The organism is Butyrivibrio sp. ob235, from assembly GCF_900109475.1.
In the GTDB taxonomy this organism is placed as follows: domain Bacteria; phylum Bacillota; class Clostridia; order Lachnospirales; family Lachnospiraceae; genus Butyrivibrio.
In genome coordinates this window covers 1-21,308 of record NZ_FOBE01000027.1, presented here as the reverse complement: position 1 = coordinate 21,308, position 21,308 = coordinate 1, and the positions used below count along the sequence as shown (strand labels likewise).

The following is a 21,308-nucleotide window of genomic DNA, read 5'->3' as shown; positions in this document are numbered from 1 at the left end:
TACTCTTAATATTCTGCTACTGCTCTCTTAGCTTCTAGATCTCTCTGGATCTGGCCGATGTGCTTATCAATGTTCATGATGATGCACAGTACCAGAACGACAAGTGAAAGGATTGCTCCGAAGTATCCATAACCGAAACGGATAGATGCAAGAGCTGCCTCTGTCTGAACCTCTGCTGTTCCAACATAACCACCGAAAGCGATGATCCATGTGCAGATAGCAGAACCAAGACCAATACCAACCTTCATACCAAAGCTTGTGCAGCTGTTTACAAGACCTTCTGAACGAACGCCTGTCTTCCATTCGCCATAGTCAACTACGTCAGCTGTTGTAGCAAAGATACCTGACATGATGGGGCCTGTACCAAATCCCTTAACAATAAGTCCGACAACTACAAGAGGAAGATTTGATCCTGCAGCACCGATGAGTACTGAACCCAGAGCCATGATAAGAGCACCTGTTATCATAAGTTTTCTCTTACCAAACTTAGCTACGAGTTTAGGCATTGCAAGGTTTACGATCATTGCAGGTATTGTTCCCGCAACAGATGTCCATGAAAGGAATGCGATGTTACCAAGTACGCTGTTGCAGAAGTAGTATGTCATTGAACCTGTTGCAACTACATTGATGTATAAGAACATGAACATAAGTGCCTGAATGAAGAAGTATTTATTCTTTAAAAGTGCAGGAAGTGCCTTGGAAAAAGGTACCTGCTCTACTTTAACATTTCCGTCCTCTCCTGCGTCTACATGCTCTCTGACTCCAAGGAAGCAAAGAATGCACATTACGCAAGCGATTGTTCCATATATAGCTGAGATTGATCTCCAGCCCATGCTTGCAATAAGGTTAGCTGTGATAACGTTTGTAATAAGTGATGTAACCTGAGTCATTACAAATCTGATAGATGCTGTCTGAGCTCTGTCCTGTACATCAAGTGTCATACGGCTGAGAAGTGCATTATAAGGCAGGTTGTTTGCTGTATAGATAATGCAGTTCTGGAAAATGTAAGTAAGGTAGATATATACCAGTTTACCGCTGGCACCAAGCGATGCCGGCACATTGAATATCATGAAAAGCGATATTCCCATAAGCGGTGCTGTCCACAAGAGCCAAGGTCTTGCTTTACCATATTTTGTATTGGTCTTATCAACAAGTGCACCCATGATAAGATCTGTTATACCGTCGAACACTCTGCAAAGGAGCATCATTGTTCCGATGGCTGCAGCAGCGATTCCAACTGTATCTGTATAATATCCTGTCAAAAAGGATGAGGCCAGAGCAACTATTACATTAGCTCCGCAATCTCCGATACCATATGAGAACTTCTCACTGAATGAGAGACGCCCCTGTTTTTCCTGTTGTTGTTCTTCATAAATTATTGCTTCCATTGTAACCTCCAATCTTATATTTGGAAACCATATCCCGTTCAACGAATCTTAATATATAAAAAAATGGCAGGTTACTCTTTACATTCCTTGTCATAAAAATTACGTTTTCTTGACATTAATCAAAAATACACTATAATGACAAATATTGCGATTTTAATTATTTAAAACATATATAAAAAGGAAAAATCATGTCAGATATGCAAAGCAAGGACATATCCTACGAGGTTGTCCATTACCACACAGAGCTGCCCTTCAAAATACTAAATGTTCATAAAAAGGACTTATACCCGAATAAAGATCTCTCTGCGGTCAGCGATGTCCTCGACCACTGGCACAACGAGCTCGAAATAGTCTATTCTTATTCAGATGATGGCGAATATTTTACAGACGGAATCGCCCATCCCCTGAAAAAAGGTCTTTTTATCATCGTCAACACTCGTAGTATCCATAAGGTAATCTCAAACAGGACAACACCTTATGATAAACTGCCACCGACACTTACGACTGTACTTCAGATAAGTGACTCATTCCTTCGCAATTACATCCCAAACTTCGACGAACTTTACTTTATTCCTGTTTTTAAACCCGGCGAAGAAAGACCCGCCGAAATAATGAAGGATCTCGCACAATATGCAGATGGCAAACCGCTTACCAAGTATGAAAACATGCGTCTTTTAGGCCTCGTTCATGAGCTTTTATATTTCATCTGCAAAGATGATCTGAGTCTTAAAGACACCGAATTGCCCGAAAAGAGCAGGAAGAACGCTGATATCCTGCGAAAAATCATTTCATATACTGAAGAAAACTATGACGGTGCCATAAATGAAATGTCTGTTGCAGAGACTTTCGGTTATTCCGCCAGCTATTTTTCCAGATTTTTCAAGTCAAATATGGGAATAACCTATAAAGAATTCCTGACACGAATGCGCGTCAATGCTGCAAAGGACAGTCTGGTACAAACTCAGAAGTCAGTTCTGGAGATTGCCATGGACTGCGGCTTCTCAGACTCCAGAGGCCTTATAAATATGTTCAATAAACTCGAAGGCATAACGCCTCTTCAGTACAGAAAAAAATATGCGGAAACTGTGTAGAGAAAATATCACGCACTGGCATCCCTGTAGTATTTTGCCTGTGCCTCAAATTATGCGCAACTGCTTAGATTGATTTTCCCATAGCATAAGCTTCATCCAACGCCTTATGCCCTTCAATCTCACCACGCTCATTTACGCCGCCGGCAAAAACTTTTCCCTTAAACTCAGCCTTTTCAAAGCAATCAATCCAGCCGTTAACACCACTGACCGCTTTTTCATCTGTATAAGCTTCATCCTCTGCCGCTGTAGATAACAGATAAACCTCTCTGAACTTGTAATCCCTTGGATACAGGGAATTAGCCCTGTCGATCATTGTCTTCATTTGCCCGCTCATCTCGTAATAATAGATTGGTGTAGCCCATACGACAACCTCTGCTTCTAGAATCTTTTCAGTTATCACATTGGCATCATCAGGGATAACGCATTTTCCCAACTTCTGGCAAGCAAAGCAGCCGGTGCAGAAGCTAATCTTCTTGTCCTTTAGCGAAACAATCTCCACATCATTTCCGGCATCCTTAGCGCCTTCTGCAAAGCTCTCAGCCAGGATATCCGAATTGCTTCCCGTTCTAAGGCTTGTTTCAATTATCAGAACCTTCTTTGCCATATCTCCTCCTATTCAACACTGAGTGTGATCGTAACATCACCGTTGCTCAGTAGTTCTTTTAATTCATTTTCAGACAAGTTTACCCTTCCGAGCCTTGTATATGCCCAGGAATTGGAACCGTAAAAGACTACCAGCTGATTTCCGGAATACAAAACAATATCTCCCGCTGTTGTAGTTGTCTGTTTATCATCTCTCGTGATACTCTTTCCGATAGATCCCACCTGCTCAAAGTCGCCGTACATCGACATTGATATTGTCAGTCCTGATGCAGCAAGACCCTTAAGCTCCTCCACGGAAGCATTTTCTTCCCAGGCAACATCTACACTTGTATCTCCAATCTTCATCAGCAAAGTCTTCATGTCATTCACCTCCATTTCATATGGATAGCTATAGGCATCAACTGTACCACACGCCGTTGCTCCCGGCATAAGAAATACAAAAACGAACAGTATAAATGCTATTCTTATCTTCATACATATTTCCTTACAAACTCTTCGATATGGTTAAATGGGATCACATCAAGATTATCATACAAATCAGTATGAACAGCATCCGGAATGATCATGAGTTCCTTATTATCCGTATACTTGCTGTCCTTTATCATATTTGCATAGGCATCCTTCGAGAAATCCCAGCAGTTCTTCATTCTGACCCACCTTTTTATATTTCCCTGCCTGTATGCACTTTTCATCTTCAATGCCAAGATGCCTGAGGCATTCAACAATATCTTCTGTACTCATCTCTTTATTCCCTGTTTGTGTTGTGTTTTCATCTGACATCCTCACTATAATCCATGTACAATCTCTTTGCTAATGGTTATAATGAATATCATGATATTCATTTTGGGCATATCATTTTATTTAAGGGGATTCTTATGGAAATAAGGAATTTAAGATATTTTCTTGCCGTCGCAAGAGAAGAGAACATGTCACGAGCCGCAGAATTACTTCATGTCACACAGCCTACTCTTTCCAAGGCATTAAAAAATCTTGAAGAAGAACTAGGAAAAAAGCTTTTCACCAGACATAGTTTTTCCATCAAACTCACAGATGAAGGAATGCTTCTACGTGACCGTGCTGAGGATCTTGTGTTAATGGCAGATAAAATCGAGCAGGAATTTGTCTCCTTGGATGATATCACAGGTGGAGACATATACTTTGGTCTGGCGGAATCCTATCAGATCTGTCATCTTGCCCGAGAGATTAAAAAGCTAAAAGACAGATATCCTTCCTTCACCTACCACATCACCAGCGGTGATACTGAGCAGGTAACAGAAAAGCTTGATAAGGGGTTACTGGATTTTGGCGTAATCTGCGAAACACCTAACAAAGATAAATATGACTATGTCGCATTCCCTGATACTGACCGCTGGGGTGCTATTATCTTAAAGAGTCATCCCCTGGCAAAGAAAAAGAGCATAAAAGTAGCCGACCTTATAGGACAGCCACTCTTCTGCTCTGAACAAAGCTGGAATATCGAGATACCGGAATGGGCCGGGGAGAATTTTTCCAAGCTCCACCTGGAAGGTTCCTTCCGTCTTTCTTATAATGCATCAATGTTTGCCAAGGAAGGCCTGGGTATACTTCTGACCTTTGAGCATCTGATAGACTGCTCCGAAGAAAGCGACCTTGTATTCCGTCCACTTTCTCCCAAGCAGGAAACAACGCTATATCTGATCTGGAACAAGTACCAGACCTTCACACCTATTGCAGAAAAATTCCTGGCACAGGTAAGGGAGACGTTTTAAATTCGGGGTTATCCTTGCACATGTAACAGATAAAAATCATCCGCATATATTCGCTCTCCCTGCACATATGGGATCAGGTTTTCCTTATTCCACCGTTGCATTCTCGATGCAAACCACTCTTGCTTACTCCACTGTTCATAATGAATTCCGAGACAATCTAACAAGGTAAGTACAAAACAGGCATCTAACACATCGTAACGGATCGTACCGCCTGTATTCCGATATCCTTCTGCCATTTGTTGCCTACGCGCCAATGATCCGCCGATATTTCCAAACAGAACAGCAAGATCATACATCGGATGTCCCATACCGAAAAAAGAAAAATCAATAGGCACAAGCCCATCCGGTGTTTGCAAGATATTCGATGCAGACAGATCCCCATAGATCATCTGAAATTCATCCTGCACGTTTTCCAATACAGCTCCGGCATGATCACAGCACTTTTGCATGATCAAAGAATACTCGTTGCTTAACCCCAGATTTTCCAGTGCCTGAAATCTCCTTTTCGTGCATTCGCAATGTTGCTTTCCATAGGTTTTTACCGGTGATACCCGGAATCCCTTTGCCTTCTGATGCAAACGCGCAAGCATATCACCTATCTGATAGCAGATTGCATCATTCAACTCAAGCTTGTCTAACGATTCGCCATCCAACCATTTCGAAACCGTAACATATGTACCATTCTGTAACTTTGTAATGAGTTCACCATAACGGTTTTCAACAGCTTCGCGTATCTGCATGCTCTGTTTCTTTAAGTAGGCTTGAAAATCAAGTTCTGACTTATATATCTCGACACGATCAACACCGTCGTAAAAAAACTCTGCTGAAAACCCCTCTGTCGGCTCATGTATTTGCAGCAAATACTCGTTTCCCACGCGATAGGTCAGATTCTCATTGTGTCTCAGCAATTCTATTTCTGTCGCTGTTATATTGTAATGAGCTAACGCTTCTAAAGCTTTTTGTCTGTATTCTATCGTCATAAGTATTACCTTAAACCGAATACCCCAAGTTAATATCAAATGGAGAAATCAGCATTTTTTGCAAATCTTTATAGAATCTCTTGAAATACTTGAGTGATATGCAGCCTTCACATTTAAACTGATTTGCGGTCATTTCCTCAATCTTAGCTTCGAATTGCTCGAGTTTATCGGGCTTTACCTGAAAGAGTTTCATCTCAATAAATGTCTTTTTCATTATGCATTCCTCTGATTATTTTTTCATTTATATTCCGATAGAACTAAGTCGCTGCGCGACGGCCTGCCAAGGCTGTGGCGCAGCGTTTCTTTTACTCAAAAAGCAGTAGATAGTGAAACTATGATGATGTATGTTTAAGTTACCACACAAAAACCGAACATTACCAAGACCACTACTACTGCCATGAAAAGCGTATCATTTATCATTACTTCATACAAGCACTTTCATTGTTAAGTTGAATTGCCCCAAGTTCGAGTTCCATACGCGTTCCCTCCTGGTCTAGTCAGACTAAACTACATTTCCGGTCTAGCCTGACTAGACCGGAAATATCAAGAAAAAAATTTATATTGAACAACTCGCCACCAAATCATAATGTTTTAACATGCATTTGGGGGCGAGTCATCCAGCACTCATCGAAATAGATCTTCTAACAGCACTTGGTTATCAACTATATCACTATAGCTATTTTCCTTGACTCCGTAGGTGGTAACAAATGTGCATCGAAGAGCTTTTTTAGTATTCATCTGTTTTTTAAACAAGCTTGTACGTTCCCTAATAGTATCTGAATACTTTCCAGTTATTGTGTATTCATCCTGAGCAAACTTCATCTCACATAAATTCATAACCTTATCACTTCTGTCGATTATTAAATCAATCTGTCCGCCTTTCCATTTAGTCCCATCTGAATCAACAAATGCCTTCTCGCTCCAAGCGTACACATTGCTTAATATTCCAGATATTCCAAGCTTCATCTTTATCTGATCAATATGATGTAGACAAACCTGCTCGAACGCATACCCTGCCCATGCATTAACTTCTCCGGTTCCAGCAATATTCGTCCAATAGTTTTTATCCTGTCCATTACTTCTTTTAACAAATCTAAGATGAAACAAAGTGAACATATCTGTTAACTGGTAGATTTTGCCCTTCTCTTTTTTATTAGGGCAGTAATAAACTCTAATAAAGTCGCAGGAATTAAGGTTGTTTAAAATTGTAGTTAAATCTCCACCTTCAAGCTTGCATCCAGCAGAAATCTCTTCACGTGTTAGCCCAGATAATTTCTTAGATAGCAACGTTACAACTTTCTGATAGCTTACACTCTTTTTAAACAGCGAACGGAATAAGAAATCATACTCCTTTCGCAGTGGAGCATCACTGCCATAGAATAATCTGTCAACATTTACAGTAAATGGCAGTTCGTTATCAAGCATATCAAGGTAAAATGGAATGCCTCCGAAAATCATGTATGCATCAAGTACCTGTGCTTTGTTGTAATGCATCTTTTTTATCTTGTTCAGATATTGCTCAGTTTCTGCCAGTGTAAAAGGTGCCAAATAAACTGGGCGACTAACACGACCATATAGTCCCCCCTGATCACCAATCAGTTTATCTACCATCCATGTAGTAGCTGATCCACATACGTATAGTTTTAATAAAGCTTTTGCACTATCCCATGTATTCCAGAAATAAGAAAAGGCGCTCAAGAAATTACTATTTACAGTATCCATCCAAGGAAGTTCGTCCAAAAAAACCACAACTCTTTTCTTATTCAAAGACAATAAGTAGTCTTTCAAGTTGCTAAATGCTACAAACCAATCCTTGGGGATCTTACCGGTACTGTGAGACCACTTATCAATTTCGTTCTGGAATTGTTCACGTTGAACCTTGGCTGGAGTTTTGTGACTACCAACAAATTCAAAATCAAACTTCTTCCCCATGGTCTTTTTTATCAGATATGTCTTCCCAACTCTTCTTCGTCCATAAACAGCCACCATTTCTGATTTTGAAGAATTATAGTATTTTTCTATTATGTCGACTTCTTGTTCTCTGCCGATGAAATCCTTTTTATTCATATGCAAACCTTTCTAAACATCCTTTTATGTAATTGTAACAGACCACATATTTTGAATCAACAACTTCCCCCCATAACACCAAATTTTAATAGTGTTATGGGGGGAAGTCAATTTTGAATTTATCGACAGCCTAAGGGAAGATACTTCCGTTTCCAATGAGCACTCTGATAATTCCAATTGCAAACAGATGCGCCGGATAATAGAGATAGAAAAACCATTTCATGCCTTTCCATTTTCCCCTCTCACCGTTATACTGCTTCAAAATCGGTAATGATAACAGCGTACACATCTGAAGGATTCCATACGCTTTGTCCATAAAGATAAAATATACGACTGCATAAATTGTTGTCCATATGAGCATAGTAAGCGATTGTTTCTTGAAATCGCCGCGATTCATGTATAAGTATACCGGACACATAGCCGCCACAGTTGACCAATCCGATGGGAAGGTAATAAAGCAGATAATCAGGGTCAAAACAATTTTACCCCACTGCGGCAACTGATCCGTTGTAAATATGACCATCAAAACTACCGACCAGGCAAGCGACCACATCACACTGGTCATATTGAAAAACCCGTTGGGAATAAATGGTATTCCTCCTGCAAAGTTATAGGCAAAATGCGATATTACAGCGAAAACGAACAGTCGGGCAATATACTTTTTTACGTTTCGAGTGTAATGAAATCCCTCAGCAATAAAGAACCACATAATAGGCGCTGTCAATCTTCCTATCGCGTGAAGAAGCATGACCCACCATATCATTTGGCATCCAGGAAACAGTAACCATGTTACATGGTCGATTGTCATCGCAATAATAGCAATCAGTTTTACTTCATTGGAGTTTAGTCCTATTTTCTTAATTGTATCCATTCCGGTTTTCCTACAATTCCGATTTGTCGTAACCAGTTATACTACTGAAATATAATCATTCCAGTTAAATCGAACTTTTTGAATCTTCATATCATACTAATCTTTCCATCTTCACATGTGGGATACCATCTTCCATAAACGGCTCTGACACAACTTCAAAACCTTCTTTTGCATAGTATCCAATAGCATATTTCTGTGCCTCAAGGTATATCTTTTTAGCCTTAAGCTGCTCTATAGCGACACTGACTCCCTCATGGAGCATCTGACCGCCTATTCCTTTACCATGCTCCAGTGTTACCACTCTACCTATCTGAGCCACGCCTGACAACTCGTCAAAATCCTTCCAAAACACGCGAAGGCATCCAGCAACTCTACCAGAATCATTCCAGTAAAATACATGGATAGCATCCTGATCCTTATCATCCAGATCTTGATATAAGCACTCCTGCTCCGTAACAAAGATTTCAAACCTCGTTTTTAATATCTCATAGAGTTCTGTGGTACTGAGCTCATTAAAATGTTTTATTACAAATTCCAATATCAACACCCTTTCCTACCACTCTTGTGATCTTCTATAGAACATGCATCCGGTGTTCCATATTCTATAAGGCCCGCATCTGCAGGATCAATGGATACTCTGCCATCCTCAAATACAAATGCCGGTATTCCGACATCACCAATTTTCTTACAGCGGTCAAACTCTGGATTATTGTCGCGGAGCCTTGTAAATGCACTCATGTTTCTTATATTCTCACCGATGTTGATGTACTCAAACTCGTCTTCCCTTCCTGCTATCTGCTCATGTACAAAGTCGCAGTACGGGCATGTTGGCATTCCATAGATCTTGATCATTATGCACCTCCTTATTCAACTAAGTGTTCGAAAGAATCCTTTTTACATTAGCATCCTCCCACTTCTCAACAAGAAGCAGCTCATCACTATCCGCATCTGATATGTAGTAGTCATATTTAATGTTTCCTATCTCAGCGCGGCTGCAAACATCAATGCCTTCCTTCTTTATTATTTCCAGAAAATCCTTCCTCTTATCCGGTTTGCATTTGTATGTCACATTCAAAACGATCATATCCAAGCCTCCTTTCCCTAATCTATTTCACAATCTCTATACTCTTTTTTTGTTTTCTCGTTAAGCAAAAGTGTTTTAGACAATTATAGAATATAAAAAAATAGCGCACAATCTATTCTTTAGACTGTGCGTTCATTTCGTATTTCATGACCTGTTTACTTTATCTTAAAACAAGCCTCATCTGATTCCATGCTACGCCACCATGCTGGGACTTGTCGCTATGCCCTTCATTCATGAAGCCAAACTTTGCATAGTAACATACCAGCTCATCCTTGCAGGTTAGAACAAGGCCGGCACGGTTCTGCTCTTTTGCCGTATCTATTGCTCTTTGAATCAGCTCTCCGGCATATCCGTGCCTGCGGTAACTGGGAAGCGTGTTCACACCGAATATCATCTGCCAACGTCCGGAAGCATTGTGCATATTTGCTTTTGCATACATTTCGTCAGTCAAATCCGGCTCATTAGTCACAAAGCCATCCACAAAGGCAATTAGCTTATCTTCATCAAACATTAGCCAGAAGTAATCCGCGTAATGTACAAGGCGATCTGCAAATTCATCTTTTGATGCTGCTTCTGCAGCAGGGAAACACTCCGCTTCAACCGCAGCTATCGCATCCAGATCTTCTATTGTTGCCGTTCTTATCATCATGTTCTGATTCTCCAACTCAAATACATTATTACTAACATTATTTATTCGATAATCAGATTAATATAGGTCTGTCCATCTATTTCTTCCCTACTGTTATAAACATGTTTTCCGACTATCTGAAGCAAATTTTCTATATCTTCCATGCTGCTACCCGTAAATTCCAAATAACAAGTATTGTCACTGCCGTCATTTAGATTCTCATAGAAATCCTCGACTGCAACATAGTATTTGTCCAAAATGTCTTCAAGTGGATACTGAGAAATATCACTCGAGTCAGTTCCTTCTCCATATTCCGGTTCTTGTTCAAAAGAAATCGAAGTAACATAAGCATCCTGATCCAAAAAGGAATCATGTGTCTTATATATATTTGCTTTTACCTTAGTATATTCATCTGTGGCATACTTTTCAGTCGTGAAAATTCGGATATTCTTCATTATTTCAAAGCCTTTCATACTATTTCAATTAATTAAAAATCTAGCTGAAGAACTATCTCTTCATCATTCATTTCTCCTGTATCTCGGAATCCAGCCTTCCGATACATGGATAATGCATTGGTGTTTGTATCCTTTGTTGATAGACGTATATTGTTTGCTCCGTGAAACTTAAAATACTGTATGATTTCCTTAATTGCCGCAGTTCCGTATCCTTTTCCCTGCAAACTTTCGTCAATCATTAATCTCCATAACCAATATCTGTCATTCGGATCCTCATTTGAAGCAATATATTGCATCTGATCCTTAGCAACTCTAAGGCCAAAGCATTGCCCCATATTTTCTTCTGTCAGATTTCTTAGCTCAACCTTCATTCTAGCAATCCACCTATCATCCTCGGTAAAACAGAACTATCATAATCATTTCTCTATAAGGAATATTTTTGTCACCACATACCTGAAAGAAATCATACCGGTCAGACCTCAATCTGGTTCATTATCTTCCCAATGCTCTCATGAAAAACAAGGTCAGCTTTACCTTCGAGTTTGGTTTTTCCCTTGTTTATTATCACAAGGTATTTTCCGTGGTACATATGAGCAAGCTGTGCTGCCGATCCTACTTCCAGCGAAGTCCCGCCAATTATAAGAAGGTCAGCATACCTTACCAGTGCTACTGCTTCTTCATAGTCCCTCTGTGGAAGGAATTCTCCGTACAGTGTCACGTCCGGCCTTACCATCTTGCCGCACTTTGGGCAGTGCGGTATCTCTTCTGTGTTTTCAAATATGAAATCCTCACCATAATCTGTCCTGCAGCTTACGCAGTAGCTCCTAAGGGCACTTCCGTGGATCTCGCACACTTTCTTGCTCCCTGCCTTCTGGTGAAGCCCGTCTATGTTCTGTGTTATCACGCCGTCCAGCTTTCCGCGTCTATCCATCTCGGAGAGCTTTTTATGCGCATCATTTGGCAATATATTCCTGCAGTCCAGGTTTTTCCTGAAATAATCAAAGAAAACAGCCGGTTTCTTATTAAGGCAGTCATAGCTTAGAAGGTATTCCGGCTTGTATTTACCAAACTTCTTGTCTTTTTTGTTATATAGGCCATCCTTACTCCTGAAATCCGGGATCCCGCTTTCTGTAGACACTCCTGCACCGCCAAGAAACACGATGTGTTCGCAGTCCGAGACCATTTCGTTCAGGGCATCAATCTTCTGCTCTTCGTTCAAGGAGTGGAAATATTTTTCTTTTTCCCTTTGTGAAGAAAAATCAGGTAACAGCATGCGCTTTCCTCATGAATGTAAGATTAACCGTGTCAATATTTATGATAGCACAATCGGTTTGGGATAAAAATTGGGATTAATGAGGGCTGGCCGGCTTTTCGTCAAAAGCCGGCCATATGTTAGACGAAAGAGTATATATCTATTTCCAAAAGGATTTCTCCTCTCGATGATTTTACTATACACTCTCTTCCTAAATTGAACCTAAAGGGGGTCAGAAGTTTTTAAGTATATTTTGGGGCATTATTATTTTATAGAATTTGATATTTTGTATCCGATAAATGACACCAAAACCATATGTTGTTGCTGTGGATCTGACGTATCCCCCATTACTACTAATTTGTACTGGAATTTAATGAAATGAGCCACTAGCTCCGTCCCCAACCTTAGTACACTTATACTTATCACAGAGAATGCCGTTTGATGTCCGTACAATTTCCTAGCTCATCAAAACTAAACTCCACAATCCATGGCATCAGAAATCTAATATTCTCAAAATCATCATAGCCAAAAGATTTATCATAATAATTTATAATGGTACTTAATGCTGTGCCATGACTTCCAACTACTATATTTTTTCCTGGATACTTCTTCAGAACATTATCAAGGGCTGCTATATTTCTATCTTGAACTTCCCTAAGACATTCGCCATCTGATAACTTGAAAGAGTAATCGCTCCATTGCTTTTTGGAAAAAGAGGCAAAGTCTTCTATCCAACCACTATCAACTTTTCTTTCTCTAAAGTCCTCAACTATTTCAACAGTCAGTCCATTCTTATCTGCAAAATCCTGAACAGTATCAACGGCTCTCTTAAATGGACTCGAAATAACTATATCTATATTTTTATCAGCCAAAAAAGCAGTAACCTTTTTCCTATCTTCCATTCCACGAGGACTCAACTCACGAATTCTGTCATCATGATTATCATAATTAGGTTCTGCATGCCTTACAAAGAATACTTTTGTCATACTCACCTCTTCATTAAAACTTCTTCAATGGTAAGTTTTACTGCAATTTTATATCTCTACCTCAAAAGGTGATTCGTTATCAAAAATATCACTGTAGAAGCCAAACCAGCTAAGCCCCTCCACAAGGCACTTCACATTGTAGCTTTCTTCCTCATCGAAAACGAATTCTTCGCCGGAAGCCTTCTTTACCTCAAAGACATCAATGATATTTTCCATCAATACTGTATTGACCATCATTTCCAGATGCTCAAGTTCTTCATCGGTTATGGTACACTCAGTCCGGTATCCATTAATGACTGTCTGCATATATTTTTCCATATATGCCCGTCTTTCATCTGCGTCTTCATTCCAGGCAATCCACCCAAGACCATGGGACCATAAATTGGCAATATCATATAAATACCAGCAAGTACGGCAGTTATCAAAATCAAATACATTGATTTTCCCTGTATCATACTCAATGTTATAGTTTCCATCGCTATAGTCAAAGTGAACCATTCCATAGTTTTCGGAGTTCCGTGGAAGTTTGCGCAGTTCCTCCAGAATTTCATGCAGCCTGTCTTTAATCCGACGTCCCATCTTCATATGTAAACAAAAGAAATCATCCGGGATAAGGCTCTCGAAATAGTCTTCATTGTACTTCTCGAAGAAATCAAAACGCTTATAAATCGGGCTGTAGTTCTTTGAAAGAGCATGTATTTTCCCTAAAACCTTGCCGGTAAGATAGAAGTACTCATCTATCGGAACTCCATCAATATACTGGTAACCATGATCGGCTATCTGATCACCTTTTGCAGTCTCGAACATGGCCACTACCTTCTCATCAATAATTTCAATTCGATTCCCTTTCCTTGAAGGAATCGAATCTGCCACGCTGGCTCCACCTTCAGAAAGATAATGTACATACTCGATTTCCGCCTCATAATCCTCAATGCTTCTATCTGAAAGAGAAGACACTCTGAGAACCAAATCATTTCCAATCAAAAATACCAGATTCCTTCCGCCTTCATGCCCGGGGACCTCCTTGGCAGAGGCAGTGTCGAATCCGTAAAGCTGTGCCGCTTTGAATAAAAGATCTTTTTTCATCATATGGCTATTTTTAATCCTTTTCTTCTTGGTCGATTATCCTACTGGAATATAGATAAATCAAAAACAATACAAGCTACTATAATCTCTTTTTTCATCGTCAAAATATATTGTAGTAAATCCCATTTCAGAAGGTATCTTCAAATGTTGTTTATCCATATCCAATCTTTCACCATTGTATTTGATAGATGTCACCTGTCCCACAGACAAAGGCCACAAATTGGTCTGAGTGCACTATTTCCATCGGCATACTATAACTGCGAAACTGGTCTTCCAAGTTCTTGTGCATTTTTGGAATGTCTTGGGCCGCAATGAGTTCTCCGGTCTTTTTATCTATCTGTACAAATTCATAATCACCGTTATCGGACTTTAGGAATCCTGCCATAGATTTGGAATCAATATCGGTAATTCCCCATATTTCGGCTTCTTTATCCCACAGCTTTTTACCGTCACTGATCCGCAAAGCAGTAATATGTTTGTTGTTAATATTTTCGCAACTATAGATGATTCCCTTATCGGCATCAATCACTTGAGAGGGTTCCGAACCGGCCTTCTTTTTCTTTTGCCATAATGGTTCACCTGTATTCTTATCAAAGCAAATCACATACTGCGAATATGAAGAGCCCACGATTCTGTCACCAACTATTCCCGCAGGCACGCCCACGCTCCAAGTTCCGGGGTACTTATAATTAAGCGTCTCCGTTAAATCGTCGTTGCTGATTCTGAGAATCTTGGAATTCGACGTGGCAACATACAGCTTTCCGTCATCTTCCAGAACCGGTCCCACAAGCCACTTGACCCTATATTTCTTCCTTTTTATTATTTTGCCCTTAACAAGGTCAATCTTGATTATCTCATTACCACTTGTAACAAAAAGATTGTTTCCCACAACAGATAGGTCTGGTTTATCTGTCAAAACTTTCATTTCTGATTGTTCAGTGCCGGTCTCAAGATCAAGCGACAAAATCATCCGCTCGGTTGCAAATATAATTCTATTCTGCCACACAATTCCACCGTACAGCTGCTGGACGCACCTGCTCGTAAAAGCATCATTAACAAAATACTCCCAGACAACACCGCCTTCGACTACGTCCTCGCACCTGATGAATGCGGAATCATTATTCAAAACAAAATATATTAGTCTGTCACCGACAAAAACAGGGCAGAAATAATTGTAAGTTCTCGCGCCCGTCTCTATCTTTCTATACAGTTTCAAAGCTAACCTCCAGCCTATGTATTATTTGTTCACACTTTTGTTCCCATATTCCCTTCAATCCCTATTATACATAAACCAAAAGATGTAGCGAAAAACATTTGTTTTATGAGACACCTTAAAGGTAATAAAATAGCCAATTCTGCAGTATTTAATTACAGAATTGGCTATAACCACATAGAACTTACTATCACATTATCCCGACAAACGGGAATTTGTCCAGAAATAACACTCTTATGAGATTATATCAGAGAAGCTCTCTGCATAATCCGCTCATCTATCCTGCGCACAACGCCGTTGGTATAGGCATGAAAAAACTTGAGCCAAAACCCGCTGCCCGACGGATTGATGCTTTCAAAATCCACGCCAAGTCTGGTATATCCCTCAGTTTTCAAGGTATTGATAACATAATTTAACAGGTTTTTGTATACACCCCTGCCCCTGTGTTCCGGCATACAATATGCCCCCATGATATGACGATAAAGATTCCCTGATGCAATGAAGGTTTCACCCTGATCTGACACTTCCAAATAAGCGCATAATTCTCCGCCTATCTTCGCCGCAAAGTAACGTTCCTTATTCCTTTCCGAAAAATCCAAAAACTCTTCCAGTGTGTCTGGTTTTCGGTTCATAAAAAAGGGGCTGGAGCAGTAATGCTCGTTCAGTGCCAAATGCAACGGATAAACATATGCGTAATCTTCCTTGGGCAATTCCAAAAACTCATATCCGCCACATACAACGCAATCAATTGTTTCCATCGGACGAATGGCATCTACGCACCTCATGCCAAATCCATACTGAAAGAGCTGCCGTTTTGCTTCCTCATCATGTTCATATAAACAAATTGCATGTGACATCGCTCCGGCTTTTACCCACTTTTTTGCAACCGCCTGATACAATGCCGCATAAATCCTGCCGTGATTTTCCATAACCGCGCCATTCGCACCCATGGGCGAAAAAACGCCTCTCACATCAGTGGAACGAAAAACATTCTCAAATGGTTCCACACTGCAAAGAAATCCGACCATTTTTCCGCCTTCAAATGCTGCGACGCCGAAGCCATTTCCGGATAATTGTTTCAGTATTGGAATGCTTGATACCTCCGGAAGTTCCTGTGTAAATGCTCTCTCATAATTATATATGTCAAGGGCAATTTCCGCTGCTTCCTCTGTATGTATCGGTTCAAAATCTCGAATTATCATTTTTTCCCTTTCTACAAATCTCGATTTGTCATCGTCTATAAAAATTCAACTGGAAGTTAATATCCCATTGCCTTTGCAACAATCTGTGCCCTTTCACTTCCCACAAGCATGCCTAATAAGGCAATTGCAACATGAGAAGCTGTTTCAGGACAAAAACTGGTTATTACATTTTCATCAATCACAACACTCTGATCGGGTATCACCTCTGCTCCGAATTCTGCAAGCTGCTTCTGCCTTCTACCATCTCCCAAATGATATGTTGTAGCTTTTCTTCCCTTAAGTATTCCACTTGCTCCAATCGGAAGAGCTCCTACACAGATAGAAGCGATAAATTTATGAGAATGGTCAAACTCTTGTATGAGATTTAAAAATCTTTCATCATACGCATCTTCATAAAAACCGAATTCTTCAAATCCACCGGGGATAGCCAGGGCATCATATTCGGAAACATCTATCTCATCATAGGTCTTATCAACCAAAATCGGAATTCCGAATGTAGATACAACAGTCTTAGAAAAACCGGCAGTAATGACTTCAGTCGCTAAACCATAATCATTTCTCGCCCATCCCATCACATCGACAAACGGTGCAAACTCCATGGTTTCAAATCCCTTACAACAAAAAAGCAATACTTTCATACATTTATTTGCTCCTGTTCTACACTAATATTTTTCTTCATGGCTACAACAAGTTTTTCCGGAAAATGCCCGGAAGCCCAATCTACCGAAAGAAATTGTTAGTCCAGCATCTTAGCCATACATATAGCTCCATCCAACTTATCATATGGAGGATAATTATCTATTAATGTATAGCCACGACTTTCATATAGTTTTACAGCATCCTGCATGATTGGTCTTGTTTGTAGAATAATTTTCCTAAAACCACGTTCTTTAGTTCTTTCTTCCAATAAATCCATCATTTGAGCAGCAATATGCTTCCCTCGATATGTAGGTTCTACCCAAACGCGCTTTATTTCCACTGCATCATCCGAATAACTTTTTAAGCCTGCACATCCTACCGCAACAACATCATCATAAACTATTAAAACATCCTCTATACTTTGCGACAAATTATATGGAATGAACGCTTTTCTTTTTTCTTTTCCGCCAACAATTTTGCTGTAATACTCTTCAGTCTTTACATAAAAAATTTGAAATGCTTCGTTATTTCCATCTGTCCAAATGCATCTAAACTCCGACATAATATTTCCCCTACAAGCTACGATTTTATGTATCAAAACAGATGTTAACAATACCCGTTACATCCCTTACCTGAATTCCCAGTATGAATAGTACTTAACGCACTTTACAATCTTGGTTAACTCCCTAGGAGGTTCGCCAAGCTCGATTCCATCTATAGTGTAGAATCTCTTGAAATACTTAAGTGATATGCAGCCTTCACATTTAAGCTGATTTGTGGCCATTTCCTCAATCATAGATTCAAATTGCTCAAGTTTATCAGGTTTTACCTGAAAGAATTTCATCTCGATAAAGGTATTGTTCATCACGCATCCCTCAAAGTTTCTTATCTTCAAAAACGAAAATTTATATGTTACTGTACAAAATCTCCAATCTTTCCAAGCGTTTTACCAATGCTATGATACTTTCCAGAATAGATGACTGGATCCAGTACCGTAAGATCAATGTCAAATATATCTTCACATTCAAGTCTTTCATCCATCTGTATATTGCGGATATGACAAAAGAAAGTAGTTGAATCTCCAGTCTCGACAGTTCTTGCAACCTCACATTCATACACCCATCGGCTTTCATTCAATACAGGAACATCCAACACCTCTCCCCTCACAACCTCATAGGAAATATCATTTTTAGCGCCATCTTTGGCATGTTTAGAACCAAAATAATCCATAAGCGACAGCATATCTATGCTGACAAGGTTTGCACTAAAAACTCCGGTTCTTAGAACGTTTTTCTTAGTCATCTTAGTTCCTGCCATACTTATAACAAATAAATATTGGTCGCCATCTTCATGAGTTGCACTTGCCCAGGTGATAGGAGCAAAGTTTTCAGAACCATCCTCGTTATTCGTGCCAATAATAAAAGAAGGCTGAACACACATAGAATATTTAGGATCAACAGATCGTCTTTTTGCCATTTTTTCTCCTTAGATAGTAATTTTATACTGGAATATCTTCACAGTAGTTCCCTTTTTCCGTTCAATCCTCTAAGTCTTATCTCTTCCAACTGCTCCGCCGATAGAGTTCCTGCCTTGTAAAGCTTGAGATATTCATTCTCTATAGAGCTATTGAAAATCAGAAGATCATCGGTATTGATTGTCACCTCAACGCCATTTTCAACCAGCGTCTTTATTGGATGATGCTCATAATCTTTGGCATAGCGAAGCATCACATTGCTCGACGGACAAACATTGAGCTGTATGTGATTATCCGCCAAAAATCGCATGGTATCTTTTGATGTGGCAGCGCCAATCCCGTGATGAACTTCATCAAGTCCCAGCACTTCAACTGCTTTCCTTACATCATCTGCAGATCCCGACTCACCAACATGTATTATCTTAGTAAGTCCGTAATGTTCAGCTTTTCGATACAGGGGAATAAAAGCTTCAAATGGTCGAATATTCTCGCCGCCGCAGACATCGAGTGACTTAAAGAATCCGGTCTTTATATACTCATCAATTGAATCTGTCGCAGAATCGATATCGCAGGCTGATATATAGGTAAGTTCCGGTTCAAAAACTGTTTCCGGACAGTATTTCATGTGAAAACCCTGAATCAGTTCCCTGAATTTATCAATTCCTCCTACAAGTTCAATCTCCGTAGCCCCGAAATTCATTGCAAGCCTTTTAATATTGTTGCGCCCGGCTTCAGCAAACGCCCCCTCCCATCTAAAGACTATGCCTTCATCTCCTGAGCAAAAGGGTTTGACATAGGTAGTGAACCAGTTCTGCATACCCTCAAGACCATCAAAGGTTTCCGGAGGGGCGGGAAAAGAATGGCCCGTCCGCTCTTCAACCCACTTAAGAGTGCATCCCTTAGTTGAATGGTTATGCAGATCACTCTTAGGAGCTTCTATAAGTTTGCCTGTGTTATTCTCTATCAATCCCTCTACAAATAAACTATTTGCCATAATCCTCCCAAATCTTTCCCTATATATTTTTCAAAAATAGCATACAGAGATACTATCTTTTATTTTTTGAAATAGCATACTTGTGCAAGTTGTACCGCATCATCAATCATTTCGTTGCCTGCACGATCAGAATACTTAAGATAATCTTTTACCCTGTCAGCAGCCACCAGCTCTCTCCCATATATTTTTCCTGTAGCCGGATCAATATGACTCTCATAAATATCTTTTATCTTCGCTATCATTCTTACCTGAGCATACTTATCCGAATTATCCTCCACCAATAAATACCCAAGATAATGGATATCTTCCAGTTCAATATTCAATTCTTCAATATATTCCCGTTTCAATGTCTCTTCAAAAGTTTCAGCATTTTCAGGCTTTCCACCGGTCAATTTGTATTTTCCGTCCTCAATCCTCAAGACAACCAGGTTATCTGCTGAAAATGCTATTCCATAAACCTGTTTTACCGGTAACTGGTCAGGAACAGAATCCTTAAACCATGTAAAGTCAGCCATAATGCAATCCCCATAGTATGATTTCCATGTTAAGAAAAAGACGGCAAGTCTTTAAACTTACCGCCTATAATTGTCTGAAGTCACAATGAGTATTATACTAAATTCTGAAAATTATTTCAAAGACATCACATATATCTGACAGGGATTTGCCTCATCCCATAGGAGAGGGAATACTTCCAATTCCTTGAAGCCACAGCTTATGTAAAAGAGATTAGTCCTGTCATAGTCCTCATACATTCCCATCTTCACAGTCTTGACCTGCATGAATTCATACCCCTGTAATCTTGCGGTTTCTTTAGCCCTTTCTACGAGCTGCCTGCCAAGGCCGCTTCTGTGATGATCCTGTAAAACTCCCATAACAGCCAGTTCGACAGTGGCCTTTCCTGTTTCTTTTAGGCAAAGAAATCCCACATATTCATCATCTTCCTTTGCTGCAAAAAACGTCCAATCGGCACTTCCGGAAATATATTCCTCTCTGCTCTCTTCTATGCCAAACCAGTCAGTAAGAGCCTCCAGAACTTTCCTTGCGATAGCTTGTTTTTCATTTGGATCTTTTATCTCCACAATCATTATTATCTTATCCTTTCCCCCTTTATTTTAGCGTTTCATCCGGGTAGTCATGAACTACCTCCACCGACTCTGCGTCGGAAGAGGTTACTGCTATGCCGCAAAGCGGCATGAACCTTTGGGATGCTTAACGCATCCCAAAGAACAGGGCATGTCCACTATGCCCCTATCCCATTGGGTTACCTTTGGGAATACTTTTCTTAAGATATTTGCAGCTCCGTTTATGTCTGCATTTGTTATTGTTCCATCGTAGTGCCTGTACAGTCCTCTTTTTATCCTTCTTCCTGAAAAAGAGTATTCTTTATTCTTCCCTTTTTCATACATGGGGATCGGATCCATGGCAAGAAAATCAGCCTTCGATGTATAGCTCTCCTCGGTCAGGGCAAATCTTATCCCGTATTCAGCAAGCTTATATCTTAGCATATCTGCAAATATCAGCATTGGTATCTGCACAAAATTCTGGTT

29 protein-coding genes are annotated in these 21,308 nt (G+C 40.0%); 2 read left to right on the top strand and 27 right to left on the bottom strand.

What is annotated here, in order from left to right; genetic code table 11:
- Window positions 1-5: 5 nt before the first annotated feature.
- Window positions 6-1,388, bottom strand: coding sequence for an MFS transporter (locus tag BMW61_RS16235; RefSeq protein ID WP_091824007.1), 1,383 nt, complete (start codon window positions 1,386-1,388; stop codon window positions 6-8).
- A 188-nt stretch (window positions 1,389-1,576) separates the two neighbouring features.
- Here BMW61_RS16235 and BMW61_RS16230 point away from each other — a divergent pair, with 188 nt between their 5' ends.
- Complete coding sequence (locus tag BMW61_RS16230) at window positions 1,577-2,479, top strand: helix-turn-helix transcriptional regulator (RefSeq protein ID WP_091824004.1); 903 nt, start codon at window positions 1,577-1,579, stop codon at window positions 2,477-2,479.
- A 64-nt stretch (window positions 2,480-2,543) separates the two neighbouring features.
- On the opposite strand, the gene BMW61_RS16225 is transcribed toward BMW61_RS16230, so the two are convergent.
- The 3 genes from BMW61_RS16225 to BMW61_RS16215 are packed head-to-tail and all read right to left on the bottom strand — an operon-like array spanning window position 2,544 to window position 3,729.
- Entirely contained in the window at window positions 2,544-3,083 is a 540-nt protein-coding gene (locus BMW61_RS16225) for a flavodoxin family protein (RefSeq protein ID WP_026498233.1), read from the bottom strand.
- A gap of 8 nt (window positions 3,084-3,091) precedes the next feature.
- A complete protein-coding gene (locus BMW61_RS16220; RefSeq protein WP_242876777.1) occupies window positions 3,092-3,556 on the bottom strand; it encodes a cyclophilin-like fold protein in 465 nt (154 codons plus the stop codon).
- The gene (locus BMW61_RS16215) at window positions 3,553-3,729 is read right to left on the bottom strand and encodes a hypothetical protein (protein ID WP_330388540.1); all 177 of its coding nucleotides are present in this window, start codon (window positions 3,727-3,729) and stop codon (window positions 3,553-3,555) included. Before BMW61_RS16215 ends, BMW61_RS16220 begins: the two co-directional genes overlap by 4 nt.
- 228 nt (window positions 3,730-3,957) lie before the next feature.
- Between BMW61_RS16215 and BMW61_RS16210 the strand changes: the two genes are divergently transcribed.
- A complete protein-coding gene (locus tag BMW61_RS16210; protein WP_091823999.1) occupies window positions 3,958-4,830 on the top strand; it encodes a LysR family transcriptional regulator in 873 nt (290 codons plus the stop codon).
- A gap of 8 nt (window positions 4,831-4,838) precedes the next feature.
- Here BMW61_RS16210 and BMW61_RS16205 read toward each other — a convergent pair whose 3' ends face one another.
- The 23 genes from BMW61_RS16205 to BMW61_RS16095 form a co-directional block, all read right to left on the bottom strand.
- On the bottom strand, window positions 4,839-5,810 hold the full coding sequence (locus BMW61_RS16205) for a phosphotransferase enzyme family protein (protein ID WP_091823996.1): 972 nt from the start codon (window positions 5,808-5,810) through the stop codon (window positions 4,839-4,841).
- 10 nt (window positions 5,811-5,820) lie between these two features.
- Window positions 5,821-6,024 (bottom strand): antibiotic biosynthesis monooxygenase family protein, encoded by a 204-nt coding sequence (locus BMW61_RS16200; RefSeq protein ID WP_044958919.1) that lies wholly within the window; start codon window positions 6,022-6,024, stop codon window positions 5,821-5,823.
- 410 nt (window positions 6,025-6,434) lie between these two features.
- The gene (locus BMW61_RS16195) at window positions 6,435-7,877 is read right to left on the bottom strand and encodes an AAA family ATPase (protein WP_091823993.1); all 1,443 of its coding nucleotides are present in this window, start codon (window positions 7,875-7,877) and stop codon (window positions 6,435-6,437) included.
- Between the two features lie 130 nt (window positions 7,878-8,007).
- A complete protein-coding gene (locus BMW61_RS16190) occupies window positions 8,008-8,748 on the bottom strand; it encodes a TraX family protein (protein ID WP_091823990.1) in 741 nt (246 codons plus the stop codon).
- 91 nt (window positions 8,749-8,839) lie between these two features.
- Complete coding sequence (locus BMW61_RS16185) at window positions 8,840-9,286, bottom strand: GNAT family N-acetyltransferase (protein ID WP_091824098.1); 447 nt, start codon at window positions 9,284-9,286, stop codon at window positions 8,840-8,842.
- Between the two features lie 2 nt (window positions 9,287-9,288).
- Entirely contained in the window at window positions 9,289-9,600 is a 312-nt protein-coding gene (locus BMW61_RS16180; RefSeq protein ID WP_091823986.1) for a glutaredoxin-related protein, read from the bottom strand.
- Window positions 9,601-9,619: 19 nt separating this feature from the next.
- Window positions 9,620-9,832 (bottom strand): putative quinol monooxygenase, encoded by a 213-nt coding sequence (locus BMW61_RS16175; RefSeq protein WP_091823983.1) that lies wholly within the window; start codon window positions 9,830-9,832, stop codon window positions 9,620-9,622.
- A gap of 160 nt (window positions 9,833-9,992) precedes the next feature.
- Window positions 9,993-10,481: a GNAT family N-acetyltransferase gene (locus tag BMW61_RS16170; protein ID WP_091823980.1), complete on the bottom strand. Its 489-nt coding sequence runs from the start codon at window positions 10,479-10,481 to the stop codon at window positions 9,993-9,995.
- Window positions 10,482-10,522: 41 nt separating this feature from the next.
- Window positions 10,523-10,915, bottom strand: coding sequence for a hypothetical protein (locus tag BMW61_RS16165; protein ID WP_091824095.1), 393 nt, complete (start codon window positions 10,913-10,915; stop codon window positions 10,523-10,525).
- A gap of 32 nt (window positions 10,916-10,947) precedes the next feature.
- Window positions 10,948-11,295, bottom strand: coding sequence for a GNAT family N-acetyltransferase (locus tag BMW61_RS16160; protein ID WP_278296595.1), 348 nt, complete (start codon window positions 11,293-11,295; stop codon window positions 10,948-10,950).
- 92 nt (window positions 11,296-11,387) lie between these two features.
- Complete coding sequence (locus BMW61_RS16155) at window positions 11,388-12,188, bottom strand: NAD-dependent protein deacylase (protein WP_091823974.1); 801 nt, start codon at window positions 12,186-12,188, stop codon at window positions 11,388-11,390.
- A gap of 401 nt (window positions 12,189-12,589) precedes the next feature.
- The gene (locus BMW61_RS16150) at window positions 12,590-13,153 is read right to left on the bottom strand and encodes a histidine phosphatase family protein (RefSeq protein WP_091823972.1); all 564 of its coding nucleotides are present in this window, start codon (window positions 13,151-13,153) and stop codon (window positions 12,590-12,592) included.
- A gap of 48 nt (window positions 13,154-13,201) precedes the next feature.
- Complete coding sequence (locus tag BMW61_RS16145) at window positions 13,202-14,242, bottom strand: phosphotransferase enzyme family protein (RefSeq protein ID WP_091823969.1); 1,041 nt, start codon at window positions 14,240-14,242, stop codon at window positions 13,202-13,204.
- A gap of 166 nt (window positions 14,243-14,408) precedes the next feature.
- Entirely contained in the window at window positions 14,409-15,455 is a 1,047-nt protein-coding gene (locus tag BMW61_RS16140; RefSeq protein ID WP_091823965.1) for an outer membrane protein assembly factor BamB family protein, read from the bottom strand.
- Window positions 15,456-15,694: 239 nt separating this feature from the next.
- A complete protein-coding gene (locus tag BMW61_RS16135; protein ID WP_091823962.1) occupies window positions 15,695-16,654 on the bottom strand; it encodes a GNAT family N-acetyltransferase in 960 nt (319 codons plus the stop codon).
- A 56-nt stretch (window positions 16,655-16,710) separates the two neighbouring features.
- Window positions 16,711-17,292, bottom strand: a complete 582-nt coding sequence (locus BMW61_RS16130) for a DJ-1/PfpI family protein (protein WP_091823959.1) — start codon at window positions 17,290-17,292, stop codon at window positions 16,711-16,713.
- A 98-nt stretch (window positions 17,293-17,390) separates the two neighbouring features.
- Window positions 17,391-17,855, bottom strand: a complete 465-nt coding sequence (locus BMW61_RS16125) for a GNAT family N-acetyltransferase (RefSeq protein ID WP_091823956.1) — start codon at window positions 17,853-17,855, stop codon at window positions 17,391-17,393.
- Window positions 17,856-17,921: 66 nt separating this feature from the next.
- Window positions 17,922-18,158, bottom strand: coding sequence for a hypothetical protein (locus tag BMW61_RS16120; RefSeq protein ID WP_091823953.1), 237 nt, complete (start codon window positions 18,156-18,158; stop codon window positions 17,922-17,924).
- Between the two features lie 47 nt (window positions 18,159-18,205).
- Window positions 18,206-18,769, bottom strand: coding sequence for a flavin reductase family protein (locus tag BMW61_RS16115; RefSeq protein WP_022762984.1), 564 nt, complete (start codon window positions 18,767-18,769; stop codon window positions 18,206-18,208).
- A 38-nt stretch (window positions 18,770-18,807) separates the two neighbouring features.
- On the bottom strand, window positions 18,808-19,761 hold the full coding sequence (locus BMW61_RS16110; RefSeq protein WP_091823950.1) for an amidohydrolase family protein: 954 nt from the start codon (window positions 19,759-19,761) through the stop codon (window positions 18,808-18,810).
- A gap of 59 nt (window positions 19,762-19,820) precedes the next feature.
- Window positions 19,821-20,276, bottom strand: coding sequence for an NUDIX domain-containing protein (locus BMW61_RS16105; protein WP_022763599.1), 456 nt, complete (start codon window positions 20,274-20,276; stop codon window positions 19,821-19,823).
- A 111-nt stretch (window positions 20,277-20,387) separates the two neighbouring features.
- Window positions 20,388-20,846, bottom strand: coding sequence for a GNAT family N-acetyltransferase (locus BMW61_RS16100; RefSeq protein ID WP_091823947.1), 459 nt, complete (start codon window positions 20,844-20,846; stop codon window positions 20,388-20,390).
- 90 nt (window positions 20,847-20,936) lie between these two features.
- On the bottom strand, window positions 20,937-21,308 hold a 372-nt coding region (locus BMW61_RS16095; RefSeq protein ID WP_242876776.1), incomplete at its 5' end, for a transposase.